A 16,008-nucleotide genomic window follows, 5' to 3' on the forward strand; every position below is an offset into this window, starting at 1 on the left:
ATGCACCAATAGTGTTCAGGTTGGAAAATTGCAATTTAATAGGAGTAAACTTCAATTAATTAAAATTTTTCTAAATCTCAAATTTCATGTAGAGGTAGTAATTTTGACTTAAGAATATATAGAAAATGAGGGATGAAATTTTTTAGTTGAAAGGAAATCGATACTGAAAGTTATAATTTAATAATACAGGAGATTTTTTTTAATATCTGTAAAAATGATTGATAGGACGAGATTACATAATAAATGAATAGTAGGGTATATTTCGAATGTTTTATGTGGCATACATGTTAAAGTTGATAGAAATATTTCTGAAAGAGAATATATTTTGAAAAACAGTAAAGATTCTTTTTATTTATATTATAGATAGCTAGTTTTAGAGAGAGGAGGCTTACAATAAAACAAGCTATGAATAAGACATTCAAAAGGAGCTGGAATGTATGGGGTATATTGTAGATATTTCAAAATGGAATGGAACTATTAATTGGGATATTGCAGCATCTCAGCTAGATTTAGTGATTGCTAGAGTTCAAGATGGCTCTAATACGGTGGATTTTATGTATCAAAATTATGTTAGTGAAATGAAAAAGCATAGTATCCCATTCGGTAATTATGCTTTTTGCCGTTTTATATCTATTGCTGATGCAAAGAAAGAGGCACAAGATTTTTGGAATCGTGGTGATCAATCAGCTAAGTTTTGGGTGGCGGACGTAGAAGTTCAAACGATGGCAGATATGCAAGGCGGGATACAGGCATTTATTGATGAATTACGCCGTTTAGGTGCGGAAAAAGTAGGATTATACGTAGGGCATCACACGTATTTATCATTTGGAGCATGTAATATTGAAGCTGATTTTGTATGGATTCCTCGTTATGGAGGGAATAAGCCAGCATATCCATGCGATATGTGGCAATATGCGGATTCAGGGAATGTTCCTGGGATTGGGAAATGTGATCTGAATCGATTAGTAGGAAATAAGTCACTTTCTTGGTTTATAGATTCCAACAAAGCAAATCAATCTAACATAGTGTATACACAGCAACCGAATGGCATTGGTATTGCAGTTTCGAAATATCCTGATGGATACGGAATAAATTTATATGAAACTCCCATGACCCCTCAATTTACAGGTGCACTCACTCAGAAAATTCCATATTTAATCTTAACAGGTTATTGGGGAGGCGGTGAGCAAGATATGATTTGTTTAGAGAACGATAAGCAGTGGGCATATTTAAAACATTTTAATGTGAAATGGTTTTATGCAACTTCGAAATATCCTGTCGGTTACGGAGTAAATTATTATGAAGAGCCTGAATGTATGAATTATAAAGGGAATATAGATGGATCGACATCTTTTCGAGTGTGGGGTAGAGTGGGAAATGCGGTAGATATCGGGCAGAATAGTTGGATACCTGAAAAACATGTAATTATTAAGTAACTATAGCGGCAGTATTGTTTTTAAGGAGTATGTAAAGAGTCTTCTTACTATACATAATAGTAAGAAGACTCTTTACGTTTAAAAATGAAAATACATGATACATAGTCTACTCATATGAAATGAATTACATGTAGAAAACACACTGTTTTCACAATGACTGTGTATAGTTAATTTGCATAATGATAAAAGTGAGGTATTTGAATTGAAAAAGAAAAAAATATTTATTGGAACAATTATTTCATGCGTGATGCTAGCATTATCTGCATGTGGTTCCTCAGACAACGTAGTAACATCAAAAGTAGGGAATGTTACAGAGAAAGAATTAAGTAAAGAATTACGACAACAATATGGAGAAAGTACTTTATATCAAATGATGTTAAGTAAGGCATTGTTAGATAAATATAAAGTTTCAGATGAGGAAGCAAAAAAGAAAGTAGAAGAAGCAAAAGATAAAATGGGTGAGAACTTTAAATCGACTTTAGAACAACTTGGATTGAAAAACGAAGATGAATTAAAAGAAAAAATGAAGCCAGAAATTGCATTTGAGAAAGCGATTAAAGCAACAGTTACAGATAAAGATGTGAAAAATAACTATAAACCAGAAATGAAAGTAAGTCACATTTTAGTGAAAGATGAAAAAACGGCTAAAGAAATAAAGGAGAAAGTAAATAATGGTGAAGATTTTGCTGCCTTAGCAAACCAGTATTCAGAGGATACTGGTTCAAAGGAACAGGGCGGGGAAATATCTGGTTTTGCTCCTGGGCAAACAGTGAAAGAATTTGAGGAAGCTGCGTATAAATTAGATGCAGGCCAAGTAAGTGATCCGGTTAAAACAACTTACGGTTACCATATTATTAAAGTGACGGATAAAAAAGAATTGAAGCCATTTGATGAAGTAAAGGATAAAATTCGTAAAGATATAGAACAACAAAGACTACAAGATACGACAGGTAAATGGAAACAACAAGTAGTCAATGATTTATTGAAAGATGCTGATATTAAAGTGAATAATAAAGAATTTAAAGATACATTTAAATTTCTAGAAAAGAAATAATGACTGTAATCATAATTAGAAAAGGGAACTCATATAGAGTTCCCTTTTCTAATTAGTGTGTGAGTTATAAATAGATAGTAAGACAATACAATATTACATTTAAATATTAAGAATTACAATGGGAAATTATGGTTTATAATTATTTCAACGAAAGTGGATATTCTACGGTTTTCATTATGCAAGTTTATTACATATATTTACTCTTTAATAATGAATATCGAACATAATTTAAAAAATAATACATATAATGTTTTTGAATAAATATTTAACATGGATAATTAGTAAAAAGCTGAGCATTCGATTGGAAAGGATGTTCTTTTTGTTGTGAAAATTTTAGGATAAAGAATGAATCGTTTTAAACGCATCATTTACCACATCAATAAATTAAGGTGGGGAGAATATATGAAAGTAATCTTTCAAGGAGAGGGCGGAGCGAAAATTTTTGAGTCATATGATGAAAATATAAGTGATTTATTAGTTATATTAAAAGAAACGAAAGGGATTAAAATTGGGATGGTTGAGTATAAAGTGTTAAAGTACGAACTTAATTATTTTCGTCATCCGAAAAAAGCGGATACAGAGAGAGAGTTACATATAATAGTACAACCTAAGTATATGTAATAAAATATAATAATAAAAATCACTGATTCAGTTTTGTAAAGTTCCATAGAGTATGTAAGAAAAGAGAGTGTTGTAAATGCTCTCTTTTCTTATGCTTTGTGAGTTCGTTCATCATAGTATATGTTTTCAGTTATAGATGGTTAATAAACGATAAAAATTTAAAACTTTTTCGTTTAGGCAGGGATTTTATATTTGAGTAAATAAATATACTATGAAGTATTTTTTATACGAATATTGGAGGAGTATAAAATGAGTTTAGCAAGTTACATAGGCTGTAATGTAGAAATTCCGTTAACGGATCCAGATTCTAATGATGTAATTGTTTTTGGACCGTGTTTTTCAGATGAAAGTATGCTTGAAATTGTACAAGATTATCAATTCCAAACAAATTACACATATGAGGTTTCAACTAATTGGGGAATTGAACTGGTCGAGTGGCAAAATGTAAAGGAAAAAAAAGAAGCGAAAGAAAAACTTTTAACTTTATGCAAGATTATGGAAAGTTATTTGGAAGATGGAGACTATTTCGAATTATTTAGTTGTTGGGTTGGTGATGAAGATAAGGAACGAGTAGGGGAATTGAACTTAAAAATAAATCATTTTAATATAGATGAATTATGTATTCCAGAAAGAACATTAGTTAGGATAGAAAAATAAGCTTTGAATATTTTTTAGAAAAAGGCGATTTCACTTTGTGTGAAGTCGCCTTTTAGTTTTTATATGCATTTTATATAAGAAATGAAAAGTTTATTTGATAAAGGAAAAAATATGGAGATAAATAAAATTATGTTTTTTGTTAAGAAATAATAAGTATAGCTCTTCTCAAAGGAACGTAAGTTCGTGTATAATAAGAACGAATGTTCTTTTAAGAGGTAACCTAATTATAGTTTAGAAGTAAATTCGAGTTTAGTAAGTATTAAAAATAACTAAGGGATAGCATGAATAAATAAATGTATAAATGATCAAGGAGATAAAAAATGAACGATGTAAAGATACAAAAAGAAGAAAGAGAGTGGGTTCCGTTTACAGTAATGTCCGAACAACTTTTAAATATGAGAAAGATTATTGGAGAGAAATTAAAAGTACAAAAACCGCTTTTAACAAATGAAGCAAAAGAGAGGATTTCTGATAAATTATTAACGTCATTACTGTCTGAGAAAGAAATATTGGTAACATATTTTGAAGATGGTTACATATTAACAAGCTACATGACTGTTGTACATATCAATCCGGTAAAACAAATTGTAATTTGTACAGACGCCTTTTATAAAACTTACGTATTTAACGCTATGGATATTATTGAAATAATGTAAAAGAAGCTGAATATTAAATGGCAGCTTTTTTTATTTCTGATTTATGAGACAAATAATATAAGAAAAAGCAGCTAGCTTTGTGCTAGCTGCTGAGCCCCAGGGAAAGGGAGAAAAAGATAGGGTACTCCAAAATCGATAAGAGCTGTCAAACAGCCTGATTATAGTATAGACAAATTAAAATTTTCTATACAAAAAGTTGAACATAAGATTAGGCTGTACCCACTTGGTTTTGATCTGCAAGGTCAGAATCAAATGTATTGGTCGCGCTAACACCGCTAAAAGTATTAACAACAAAACCAACGTTTGATGCGCCGGAACCATTATAAGCTTTCGTATTTTCTTTCGGAGAAACGTTGTAGAAATCACCTAAGTTAAATGATCCATTACTATTTTGTACAACTAAATTTCCTACAACTGATGGCATAATTTTCACCTGCTTTATAAAAAGTTGTTAACATTACTATATGGAGTTATAGTCCAGATGGTTCATATAATAAAAATTGTGGAATAGTAAAACGTTTGGAGCATGGATTTCAATAAAAGTGTGTTAAAATTAATATAATAAAGTTGAGTAATTTTTTTAAAAATTTGTATAATTGATATATATGAAAATAAAGGAGGCAAAATGTAATGAAAGATATTATGAAAAAAGTTGATTTAACAGATGCCAAATCAAGTAATCTTGTTGCACTAATTTATAGTAATGAAGTTATATTAGTTGAAGACGCATTTTGTCCAAATGAAATAAAATTAAAGTTTAATGAAATTGCAATTTTATCTGCAATTAAAACAGCTCATATTGCGAAAGTGTCTATTAGGAAAGAACTTGAAGCGCTTTTTCATGATACGGGTGTTATATTAGTGAAACAAAATGTTGATTATGGTAGTAGCCAATCTATTACCATGCATTTTGAGCAATTTAAAAAGTTGCAAGATGAGATTGAACATTTAAATAAAAGTATGTAATAAAGCAGCTAAATAAAGGTTCTATCATAAAGGTGGAATGTGTTGTGTTGAAAAAGTGGTTTAAAAATTATTTGGGTGAATCGCATTGTAAACATAAATATATTTTTATTAAGATGCAGGATAATGAGGATTTTAAAAAAAGGTACATTAGGTGTAGTTTATATTTACCAGTGTGAGAAATGTGGAAAAGAGAAGTTGAAATATAAAAACAATAATGAAATAAACAATGAATTTTTAGATATATAGCAAAAAGTAACCATGATGGTTACTTTTTTTGTTTATGTATACAATATCAAAACCATTACTAAAGTATGAGTTGAGTTAATACTATAGTAAATCGCTGAATAAAAATGAAGAGAGTAAGATATAGGGAAGGAGGATGAGAGAAATGAAGCGAAAAGAAATTAGTAAATCTGTAATTATTACAGGCGTGACACAAGGGTTAGGGCGTGCGATGGTTGATCGATTTCATGAATTAGGGTGGAACATATATGGTTGTGGACGTTCAAAAGATAAAATTGAAGAACTAAAAAAACAGTACAGTAAAATACATGATTTCCAAGTAATTGATGTTTCAGATTCTCAGCAAGTTAACAATTGGGCAAATTATATACTTAATACACATACAGCTCCCGATATGATAATAAATAATGCATCGATTGTAAATCAAAATGCACAACTTTGGAAAATTACGGCTCAAGAATTCGAAAATGTAATGAATGTAAACGTGAATGGTGTAGTAAATGTAATAAGAGCATTTGTTCCAGCGATGGTAGCTAGGAAAGAAGGAATTATCATTAATATGAGTTCTAGTTGGGGGAGAGAAGGTGAGGCTGAGCTTGCGCCATATTGTGCCTCGAAATTTGCTATTGAAGGTATCACTAAATCTATGGCCCTGGAATTACCCCATGGCATGGCTGTACTTGCTTTAGATCCTGGAGGGAGTATTAGTACTCCAATGCTGAAGTCATGTGCGCCACAATATATAAATGAATCGCCTACACCTGAAACTTGGTCACATAAAGCAATTGAATATATATTGAATATAACAATAGATAAAAATGGAGATTCATTGACATGCCCAGCATGCATATAAAAAGCACCTTTAAGGTGCTTTTATATTAGTAGCACATTATATCATTCACAAAATTACATCTAAAAAATAAAATAAAAGATTAAGGGTGAGATTTGTTTGTTTTGAAAGCTTTAGAAAATATTTAAATAGGTGATAAAAATGAATCCAAGCAGTTTAAAAGTGACAGGGGCATGGTTTCAAGTGGGAGGGAACCTTACAGCTGCTATTGGAACGACAAGAGGATTTATTGGAGAAGAGAAAGTTGAATCGGATCTTGTTATTGTAGGAAGCTCATTACAAGCCCTCGGATATATATTACAAATCATTGCGAGCAATTATGATGATGGGGAAGAAAAAAGAGAAAATCAAAATATAGACTTAGAGAATCAAAGTAAATTACTTGATCAAATAGGAATTGAGTTATTAGCATTAGGCAATATATCAAATGTAATAGGAACATATTTTAATATAAATGAACATTTGAAAGAAAATGATTATCTTATCATTACAGGGAACAGTTTACAATCAATCGGTGCTTTTTTAGGAGTAGAAGCAGCTTTGTTGGATATAAATGTATTACAGAAAATTATTATACTGGGTAACTCCATGCAAAGTTTAGGGGCTGGATTACAAGCGTATCAAGGTGTTTCAAATGTATTGAAAGATGAGAGAGAAAATGAAGATAGTATTTTTGATAAGAAGGATGAGAGAATCATTGCACTCATTGGTATTTGGATACAAGCGATAGGAACGTTAATTTCTGCAATTGGAGTAACTGCAATAGAGGAAGAAAATAGGCTAGAAAACAATAAAAAGTCTGAAATACTTATTTAAATAGAAGGAGATACATTGATTTTAGAGGTAGGTTAAGATTAAAATGGTAGTAGGTTTTTTTGCGTATATTTTGAAAAGTGATATATAAAATACAAAATAAGGAGTTTTCAAGGGATGATGTATTTATTAGCAATTCTTCTTCCACCTGTTGCTGTATTATTTTGTGGAAAACCAATTCAGGCAATCATAAATTTCATATTAACATTAATATTTTGGGTTCCAGGAGTTATACATGCAATTCTTGTAGTGCATGATAAAAAAGCTGATCGGCGTTTGAAAAAACAAATTCAAGCATATGATGAAATTAATAAGAGGAATCGAAGATAATTCATCTGCAAAATGTTTTTAAAAGAAAGGAGGATTAACCTCCTTTCTTTTTTAGTGGGTGTTAAGTTTAGATTTTTGTGTGGCGGAAAGAATTTTTAATGTAAGTATTATGATAATAACTTTTAGATTGTGCATGTAATAGGCCAGTATAAATACTTTCTGGTACATTAAAGAAATCGTACATACCATTCTTTAATTGGATTCGCAAAATCATAGGAAAAAGGATTATAACCAACAGCAACTATATTTTTTGAAATTACGGGAGATAGCTTCATCATTACGCAACTCCTCACTTTTTATTTTTAATACTTTTTTGTAGATGTTGAGGTTGTGATGTTGAAATCCTTATAATTTAAGAGGTATTATACTTATATGCAATATATTAAATGTTTGTTATACGTAATTATAAGGAAGTTCACACGAAGTACATATCGTTGTGCTATTTTTATTTCACCTTTGATTTATAAATAAGAAAATATTGACCATTTGAAAAAAAGGTATATTATTTATACGAGGTATTAAAAATTCACTTTTTACATTCTATGCTTCAAGGGGCAGCGTTATTAGGAAAAATAGAAGTGAAAATAGTTTGTATAAGAAGTATTCTAAAAATTATAATCTGTGAATTGGGAAAATATTGAATGCTCCAGGTCAATATACTTTCTTAATCAAATTCATTTTAGAAAGTGACCTCAATATTTTTAAGTAAATCAACGGGAGAATTGAAAGGCAGGAGAAAGTAACATGTCAGAAAATTATCGTTCTCGAGAGGAACGACGACAAGTTAAAAAGAAAAAACAACCAGCTTCTAAAACACAAAAGCCAAAAGGTAAAACATCATTCTTTCGCAAGTTTTTAATTACTTGTTTATTACTTGGTATTGTTGGTTTAGTGGCGGGGGTTGCTACCTTTTTCGTAATGATTAAGGATGCACCAAAACTTGAGAAAGCAAAACTTGTTAATCCGTTATCCTCAAAAATTTATGATAAAAACGGGGATTTGGTATATGAATATGGAAAAGAAAAAAGGACGAATGTTACGTATGAGCAAATACCTAAATTAGTAGAAAATGCATTTTTAGCGACAGAAGATTCACGTTTTTATGAGCATAGCGGAGTAGATTTTAAAGGTACTGCCCGTGCTGTTCTAGTAAGTCTTAAAGGGGATTATGGTTCTCAAGGTGGAAGTACGATAACACAGCAAGTTATAAAAAACTACTTCTTATCAATGGACAAAACACCAAAGCGTAAGGCGCAAGAAATATATTTAGCTTATAAGCTAGAACAACAGTATTCAAAACATGAAATATTAGAGATGTACTTAAATAAAATTAACTTAAGAAACCGTTCATATGGGATCGCAACAGCAGCACAAAACTACTATGGTAAAGAATTGAAGGACTTAACATTACCAGAAGTTGCGATGCTTGCAGGTTTACCGAAAGCACCGAATAACTATGATCCAACGAAAAAAGAAAATGTTCAAAAAGCAACAGAAAGAAGAAATGTTGTTCTAAGTTTAATGAACCGACATGGATATATAACAAAACAGGAAATGGAAGAAGCATCAAAAGTTGACGTAGAAAAGGGGCTTAAGCCTGCAGCTCAACTACAAACAATGCCATACCCTGCATTTATGGATGCAGTTGTGAAAGAAGTAGAAAAAGAATTACCAGATGCTAATATCGGTTCTGACGGTTTAGAAATTTATACAACGTTAGATCCGAAAGCACAGAAACTTGCAGATAATATTTTAAATAATAATATCATTGATTATCCGAACGATAAATTCCAAGGTGCATTCACATTTATGGATACGAAAACAGGAGAAGTTCGTGCTATAGGTAGTGGCCGTGGAGAAAATAAAGCTGTATTTAAAGGGCATAATATGGCAATTGAATTAGATCGTGCAGCTGGTTCAACGATGAAGCCGATTTTCGACTACGCTCCTGCAATTGAATATTTAAAATGGGCTACGTACCATCAAATTGATGACTCTCCATTTAAGTATTCAACGGGACAAGAAGTACGAAATGCAGATAGAAGTCATATGGGTCCAATTACAATGCGTGAAGCATTAAAAATGTCGCGTAATATTCCTGCAATTAAAACTGCAAAAGAAGTAGGGATTAGTAAATCGAAAGAATTCTCTGAGAAACTAGGTATTACATTTAATACAGCACCGACAGAATCGACAGCGATTGGTACAAATGAAGTATCGCCAACTGAAATAGCGGGTGCTTATGCGGCATTTGGTAATGAAGGTAAATATACGAAACCGCATTTTGTTAAGAAAGTCGTTTATCCAGACGGTAAGTCACAAAGTTTTGGACAAAAACCAAAACAAGTTATGACAGATTCTACAGCATACATGATTACTGATATGCTTCGTTCTGTAGTTACATCAGGTACTGGTACATCGGCAAATGTAGGCTCTTTAGATGTAGCTGGTAAAACGGGTACGACAAACTATTCATCAAAGCAATTAGCTCAATATAAAATTCCAGAAAGTGCAACTCGTGATAGTTGGTTCGCTGGATATACACCGCAATATACGATGGCAGTATGGACTGGGTATATGAAAGATGGTAAAGACGAGTATATTAGTAGTAAAAATACGAAAATTGCACAGTTGATCTTTAAAGAAATGATGAGCGAAATGGCTACAGATAAATCACGCTTTAAAATGCCAAGTAGTGTTATTCAAGAAGGTAGTGAGCTACGTATAAAAGGTGAAAAACGTGATTCATCGCCAAATACTAGCGTACCGGATACAACGGAGCAACCAAAACAAGATCAACAGCAAAAAACTGAAGAAGAGAAAAAGCAAGAAGAATTAAAGAAACAAGAAGAACTGAAAAAACAAGAAGAACAAAAGAAACAAGAGGAACTTAAGAAGCAAGAAGAACAAAAGAAACTAGAAGAGCAAAAGAAACAAGAAGAACAAAATAATGGAAATGGCCAAGGAACGACACCTCCAGCAAATAACGGAGGAGGTCAAGGAAATACGACACCTCCAGCAAATAATGGAGGAGGTCAAGGAAATACGACACCTCCAGCAAATAATGGAGGAGGTCAAGGAAATACGACACCTCCAGCAAATAATGGAGGAGGTCAAGGAAATACGACACCTCCAGCAAATAACGGAGGAGGTCAAGGAAATACAACTCCACCAGCGACCACACAACCAGAGACTGGCGGTAATGCAGGAGAGACCCCTGCTAATAATGGGCAATAAGAAAAATTTATAAAAAATATTAAAAAGCACTTAAGATTTGTGAAAATTACAATCTTAAGTGCTTTTTTCGTTTAAATGTAGTAGCTATGAAATGATGTGTTTTAAATGTTAAACGTACCATAAAAATTTTGAAAATAAATTGATGGGAAATGATAAAAGACTTGAGCCTGAGGTAGTGGAGCGTGGCTAGGATGATAAAAGGTAGTGCTACTTGGATGGGCACCATGATGCCAAAATGAAGGGGTAGCTTGACCTGGTGATTGGTATTGTTGCCAAATTGCTGGAAGTTCAATGCCGACATCGGAACTTGCTGTATGAACGGCGGGGGCATGTATTTCGGGTATCGAAGGAACCGCGACAGTTACTCTTGATGATAATACCCACATAAAATAATCACTCCTAAGTTGTGATAATAAATTAGTATATTCTTTTCACACGTATAAAGGTACATATATAGGACTTTCGTTTAAAATATGCGTACAAAGTCTTAAGACTAATGTAAGCTGATGGTGGACTATTTAATATGAAAAGATACGTCTATTTGCGGAGGGAAAAGAGATAAAAAAAATATACAATGAGGGTGTTAATCGTAATATTTTACGAGTGTATGGAGGTATTTTTATGGAACGATTATGGACGAAATCATTTATTCAAATGACTTTCGCAATGTTATTTTTATTTACAGGATTTTATTTACTTGTTCCAACGCTCCCGCTCTTTATTAAAGAGATAGGTGGCAATGAATCGCAAGTTGGACTTATGATGGGGATGTTTACAATAGCTGCTGTTGTAATACGACCGATTATTGGAGGAATGTTAGATCAATATGGTAGAAGATCCTTTATTATTTTCGGACTCATCTTTTTTGGCTTAACGATGTATTCCTATAATATAGCATCGACTATTGTCCTTTTAGCTGTTTTACGTGTTATTCACGGAGTAACATGGGCTGTTTCTACAACAGCTGTTGGAACAGCAATAACGGATATTATTCCAGATTCACGCCGCGGTGAAGGTATGGGGTGGTACGGGATGGCGATGACAATTGCAATGGCGATTGGACCTATGATTGGATTATGGGTTGTGCAAAATTATTCATTTGATGGTCTATTTTTATTAGCGACGTTGTTATCTTTTATGGCAGTCGTATTATCATTAATAACGAAGATCCCATTTACGCCACAAAAAGAAAAAGGGAAAATTCAGCTATTTGAGAAATCCGTATTAACAATCACGATTGTAGTATTCTTTTTATCGTTTGCATATGGAGGAATAACAACCTTTTTACCGTTATTTGCATCATCAATTCATGTAAACCCGGGAACTTTCTTTCTTGTATATGCAATTGCATTAACAATTGTAAGACCAATTTCAGGGAAACTATTAGATAAGTATGGAGAAGTATTCATTATACTTCCAGCATTATGTATTACTATTTTAGCTATAGTTGTTTTAACTATTTCAAATGGTTTGATAGGTGTAATTATCGCAGCAACATTATACGGTATTGGATTTGGTTCAGCGCAGCCAGCTTTGCAAGCGGCAATGCTTACAATTGTCGATCCGAGTAAAAGAGGAGTTGCAAATGCTTCATTTTTTACAGCGTTTGATTTAGGAATCGGGTTAGGTGCTATTTTACTTGGAGTTGTTTCACAAATGTTTGGTTATCGTATTTTATTTTCAGGGAGTGCAATTTCAGCATTGATAGCCTTAATTATTTTCGTCTTCTTTGTAAAACAACGATTAGGAAAAAAAGAGTTTGCGTAAACTGGAGGAATAAAGATGAGAATTTCAATTGATCGTAAAGCTCTGCAATGGTTCCAGGAAGAATTACGTATAAAGCACGGTGAATCTGTACGTTTTACTGTAAGGTACGGAGGGGATAGTTCAATTCAGCCCGGATATTCTTTAGGGGTTGTTGCTGAGAAACCCGATGGCGAAATAGTGTCAGTTGAGAAGGAAGGTATTATATTTTTTGTAGATTCTGATGATCTTTGGTATTTTCAAAACTATGATTTATTTGTAAGTTATCATGAGGAAATGGAAGAAATTCAATTTAATTATGTAAAATAATAACTTTATTAAAAATGAATAAGTTTTATATAAAAATTATATTTAAGAGATAGTGAAATAAATATCATATAGTAACGAGCTGTATTTATGTACAGCTCGTTTTTTCTATTTCTCAAATAAAATTAGAATAATTGTATATTTGGCGGTGTTATATGAAAAATCTTTATATCTTGTTTTTGAAAATACGCAAAGAAGTCTATCCTTTCTTTATAAAATATAAGAATTATTTTCAAAAAATTGTATTGTTACAGTAAGAAAAGTGTAGGAAACTTATCATTATAAAATAAATTGAAATCTTCTAAAAACTCTGATACATTGAAATAGAAATGTAGTTTCACAATATTGTAAAGGCTTACAGTTATGTGCACGAAGATCTATTAGGATTGGAGGAAATAATGATGAAAGCTGAAGAGAAATTTTCCCCGGGATTAGATGGTATAGTGGCAGCGGAGACGAAAATCTCGTTTCTTGACACAGTAAAAGGTGAAATTGTAATTCAAGGGTATGACTTAATCGAACTCTCAAAAACAAAAGAGTATTTAGACATTGTGCACCTTTTATTGGAGGAACACCTACCGAATGAAGATGAAAAAGTAACACTTGAAAAGAAATTAAAAGAAGAATATGCAGTACCAGAAGGTGTATTTAACGTACTAAAGGCATTGCCTAAAGAGACGCATCCCATGGATGGATTACGTACAGGTGTGTCAGCGTTAGCTGGTTACGATAATGATATCGAAAACCGCTCGTTAGAAGTGAATAAAAGCCGAGGGTACAAGCTGTTAAGTAAAGTGCCAAACATTGTAGCGAATAGCTATCATATTTTAAATAATGAGGAGCCAATTGAACCTCTTAAAGAATTATCTTATAGTGCGAATTTCTTCTATATGTTAACTGGTAAAAAACCAACTGAACTTGAGGAAAAGATCTTTGATCGTTCCCTTGTTTTATATAGTGAGCATGAAATGCCAAACTCTACATTTACAGCTCGCGTTATTGCATCAACACAATCAGATTTATACGGTGCTTTAACAGGTGCAGTTGCATCTTTAAAAGGAAGTTTACATGGCGGTGCAAATGAAGCGGTTATGTACATGCTTTTAGAAGCTGGTAATGTTGAGAAATTTGAAGAGTTATTACAGAAGAAACTATATAACAAAGAAAAAATTATGGGCTTTGGACACCGTGTTTATATGAAGAAGATGGATCCAAGAGCACTTATGATGAAGGAAGCTTTAAAACAGTTATGTGATGTAAAAGGTGATTATACACTATATGAAATGTGTGAAGCTGGAGAAAAGATTATGGAAAAAGAAAAAGGAATTTATCCAAATCTTGATTATTATGCAGCTCCAGTATATTGGATGCTAGGTATTCCAATTCAACTTTACACACCAATCTTCTTTAGCTCTAGAACAGTGGGGTTATGTGCGCACGTTATTGAGCAACATGCAAATAATCGTTTGTTCCGTCCACGTGTAAATTATATTGGCGAGCGACATGTACTTAGTAAATAAGAACAACTGGGGAGTTGTTAGCGCCGCCCGCCAGATGGGTGTTTGACCGACACCCATCATTAATAATAACGAATTTTCGACAGAAAGGGAAGAATAGCATGATTAAAACAAATGAAATTAAGCAAAAAGATGCATTATTAGAAGAGATTACCGATTATGTATTAAATAAAGAGGTTACTAGTGCAGAAGCATTCAGTACAGCTCGTTACGTATTACTTGATACACTTGGATGTGGAATTTTAGCACTGCAATATCCAGAATGTACGAAATTACTAGGACCAGTTGTGCCAGGAACAATCGTGCCAAATGGTACACGTGTACCAGGTACGTCTTATGTACTAGATCCAGTAAAAGGTGCATTTAATATCGGATGTATGATCCGTTGGTTAGACTATAACGATACTTGGCTTGCAGCAGAGTGGGGACATCCATCTGATAACCTAGGCGGAATTTTAGCAGTTGCAGATTATATTAGCCGTGTTCGTATTTCAGAAGGAAAAGAAGCTTTAAAAGTACGTGAAGTATTAGAAATGATGATTAAAGCACATGAAATTCAAGGCGTGCTTGCTTTAGAAAACAGCTTAAACAGAGTTGGTCTTGACCATGTATTATATGTAAAAGTAGCAACAACTGCAGTAGTTGCGAAAATGCTTGGCGGAACACGTGAAGAAATCTTTAATGCATTATCACATGCGTGGATTGATAATTCTAGTCTTCGTACATATCGTCATGCTCCAAATACGGGCTCACGTAAATCATGGGCTGCAGGTGACGCAACGAGCCGCGGTGTTCATCTTGCAATGACTGCTCTAAAAGGTGAAATGGGTTATCCAACAGCATTATCTGCGCCAGGATGGGGATTCCAAGATGTATTATTCAATAAACAAGAATTAAAATTAGCAAGACCACTAGAGTCATATGTAATGGAAAATGTATTATTTAAAGTGTCATATCCAGCAGAATTCCATGCACAAACGGCTGCAGAATGTGCAGTGAAGTTGCATCCGGAAATTAAAGAGAGATTAGATGAAATTGACCGTATTACAATTACAACTCATGAATCAGCAATTCGTATTATTGATAAAGAAGGTCCATTAAATAACCCAGCTGATCGTGATCATTGCTTACAATACATTACGGCAATTGGTTTATTAAAAGGAGATATCGTTGCAGACGATTATGAAGATGCAGTAGCAAACGATCCACGTGTAGATGAATTACGTAATAAGATGGTTGTTGTTGAAAACAAACAGTACAGTTTAGATTACCTTGACCCGAACAAGCGCTCAATCGCCAACGCTGTTCAAGTTCACTTTAAAGATGGCACAGTAACAGAAAATGTGGAATGTGAATATCCGCTTGGTCACCGCTTCCGTAGAGACGAAGCAATTCCAAAAGTTGTTCAAAAATTCACTGCAAATATGGCAGGTCATTATTCTAGTAAGCAACAAGAACAAATTCATGAAGTTTGTTTAAATGAAGAAAAACTAGAAAATATGAATGTAAACGAATTTGTAGATCTATTCTTAATTTAATAATAGGGGGGGAATTTAGA

16 protein-coding genes and 2 pseudogenes are annotated in these 16,008 nt (G+C 32.9%); 15 read left to right on the plus strand and 3 right to left on the minus strand.

Translation table 11 applies throughout. The features are described from left to right. The first annotated feature begins 437 nt into the window (after nt 1-437). The 5 genes from BC_RS11385 to BC_RS11405 all read left to right on the plus strand — a co-directional run bounded on the left by BC_RS11385 (nt 438) and on the right by BC_RS11405 (nt 4,424). A complete protein-coding gene (locus BC_RS11385; protein ID WP_000540652.1) occupies nt 438-1,436 on the plus strand; it encodes a glycoside hydrolase family 25 protein in 999 nt (332 codons plus the stop codon). A gap of 202 nt (nt 1,437-1,638) precedes the next feature. After that, nucleotides 1,639-2,490 (plus strand): peptidylprolyl isomerase PrsA, encoded by an 852-nt coding sequence (locus BC_RS11390; RefSeq protein ID WP_000727349.1) that lies wholly within the window; start codon nt 1,639-1,641, stop codon nt 2,488-2,490. A 402-nt stretch (nt 2,491-2,892) separates the two neighbouring features. After that, entirely contained in the window at nt 2,893-3,111 is a 219-nt protein-coding gene (locus BC_RS11395; protein ID WP_000864275.1) for a hypothetical protein, read from the plus strand. A gap of 249 nt (nt 3,112-3,360) precedes the next feature. Beyond that, nucleotides 3,361-3,768, plus strand: coding sequence for a hypothetical protein (locus BC_RS11400; protein WP_000050503.1), 408 nt, complete (start codon nt 3,361-3,363; stop codon nt 3,766-3,768). Between the two features lie 320 nt (nt 3,769-4,088). Further along, the gene (locus tag BC_RS11405; protein ID WP_002024004.1) at nt 4,089-4,424 is read left to right on the plus strand and encodes a YolD-like family protein; all 336 of its coding nucleotides are present in this window, start codon (nt 4,089-4,091) and stop codon (nt 4,422-4,424) included. A gap of 208 nt (nt 4,425-4,632) precedes the next feature. On the opposite strand, the gene gerPF is transcribed toward BC_RS11405, so the two are convergent. After that, entirely contained in the window at nt 4,633-4,848 is a 216-nt protein-coding gene (gerPF, locus tag BC_RS11410) for a spore germination protein GerPF (RefSeq protein ID WP_001141569.1), read from the minus strand. Nucleotides 4,849-5,054: 206 nt separating this feature from the next. Here gerPF and BC_RS11415 point away from each other — a divergent pair, with 206 nt between their 5' ends. The 5 genes and pseudogenes from BC_RS11415 to BC_RS11435 all read left to right on the plus strand — a co-directional run bounded on the left by BC_RS11415 (nt 5,055) and on the right by BC_RS11435 (nt 7,626). Then, nucleotides 5,055-5,390, plus strand: coding sequence for a hypothetical protein (locus tag BC_RS11415; protein ID WP_000651907.1), 336 nt, complete (start codon nt 5,055-5,057; stop codon nt 5,388-5,390). Nucleotides 5,391-5,434: 44 nt separating this feature from the next. Then, nucleotides 5,435-5,636: pseudogene (locus BC_RS11420) on the plus strand (hypothetical protein). A 142-nt stretch (nt 5,637-5,778) separates the two neighbouring features. Next, nucleotides 5,779-6,486: an SDR family oxidoreductase gene (locus BC_RS11425; protein ID WP_000823061.1), complete on the plus strand. Its 708-nt coding sequence runs from the start codon at nt 5,779-5,781 to the stop codon at nt 6,484-6,486. A 138-nt stretch (nt 6,487-6,624) separates the two neighbouring features. Beyond that, nucleotides 6,625-7,299 (plus strand): DUF6944 family repetitive protein, encoded by a 675-nt coding sequence (locus BC_RS11430; RefSeq protein WP_001070035.1) that lies wholly within the window; start codon nt 6,625-6,627, stop codon nt 7,297-7,299. 114 nt (nt 7,300-7,413) lie between these two features. Further along, nucleotides 7,414-7,626, plus strand: coding sequence for a YqaE/Pmp3 family membrane protein (locus BC_RS11435; RefSeq protein ID WP_000990233.1), 213 nt, complete (start codon nt 7,414-7,416; stop codon nt 7,624-7,626). Nucleotides 7,627-7,693: 67 nt separating this feature from the next. Here BC_RS11435 and BC_RS11440 read toward each other — a convergent pair. Beyond that, nucleotides 7,694-7,904, minus strand: a pseudogene (locus BC_RS11440) (KTSC domain-containing protein). A gap of 466 nt (nt 7,905-8,370) precedes the next feature. Here BC_RS11440 and BC_RS11445 point away from each other — a divergent pair. Then, on the plus strand, nt 8,371-10,863 hold the full coding sequence (locus BC_RS11445) for a PBP1A family penicillin-binding protein (RefSeq protein WP_001293967.1): 2,493 nt from the start codon (nt 8,371-8,373) through the stop codon (nt 10,861-10,863). A gap of 101 nt (nt 10,864-10,964) precedes the next feature. Here BC_RS11445 and BC_RS11450 read toward each other — a convergent pair whose 3' ends face one another. Further along, nucleotides 10,965-11,249, minus strand: coding sequence for a hypothetical protein (locus BC_RS11450; RefSeq protein WP_000270101.1), 285 nt, complete (start codon nt 11,247-11,249; stop codon nt 10,965-10,967). 235 nt (nt 11,250-11,484) lie between these two features. Here BC_RS11450 and BC_RS11455 point away from each other — a divergent pair, with 235 nt between their 5' ends. The 4 genes from BC_RS11455 to prpD all read left to right on the plus strand — a co-directional run bounded on the left by BC_RS11455 (nt 11,485) and on the right by prpD (nt 15,988). Further along, nucleotides 11,485-12,630: an MFS transporter gene (locus tag BC_RS11455; RefSeq protein ID WP_000440662.1), complete on the plus strand. Its 1,146-nt coding sequence runs from the start codon at nt 11,485-11,487 to the stop codon at nt 12,628-12,630. 15 nt (nt 12,631-12,645) lie between these two features. After that, a complete protein-coding gene (locus tag BC_RS11460; protein WP_001222842.1) occupies nt 12,646-12,936 on the plus strand; it encodes a HesB/YadR/YfhF family protein in 291 nt (96 codons plus the stop codon). A gap of 395 nt (nt 12,937-13,331) precedes the next feature. Further along, nucleotides 13,332-14,453, plus strand: a complete 1,122-nt coding sequence (gene mmgD, locus BC_RS11465) for a citrate synthase (protein WP_002041090.1) — start codon at nt 13,332-13,334, stop codon at nt 14,451-14,453. Nucleotides 14,454-14,551: 98 nt separating this feature from the next. Next, nucleotides 14,552-15,988, plus strand: a complete 1,437-nt coding sequence (gene prpD / locus BC_RS11470; RefSeq protein ID WP_000598123.1) for a 2-methylcitrate dehydratase — start codon at nt 14,552-14,554, stop codon at nt 15,986-15,988. Nucleotides 15,989-16,008 lie beyond the last annotated feature (20 nt).

Origin of the sequence: Bacillus cereus ATCC 14579, assembly GCF_000007825.1 — a bacterium.
Lineage (GTDB): Bacteria > Bacillota > Bacilli > Bacillales > Bacillaceae_G > Bacillus_A > Bacillus_A cereus.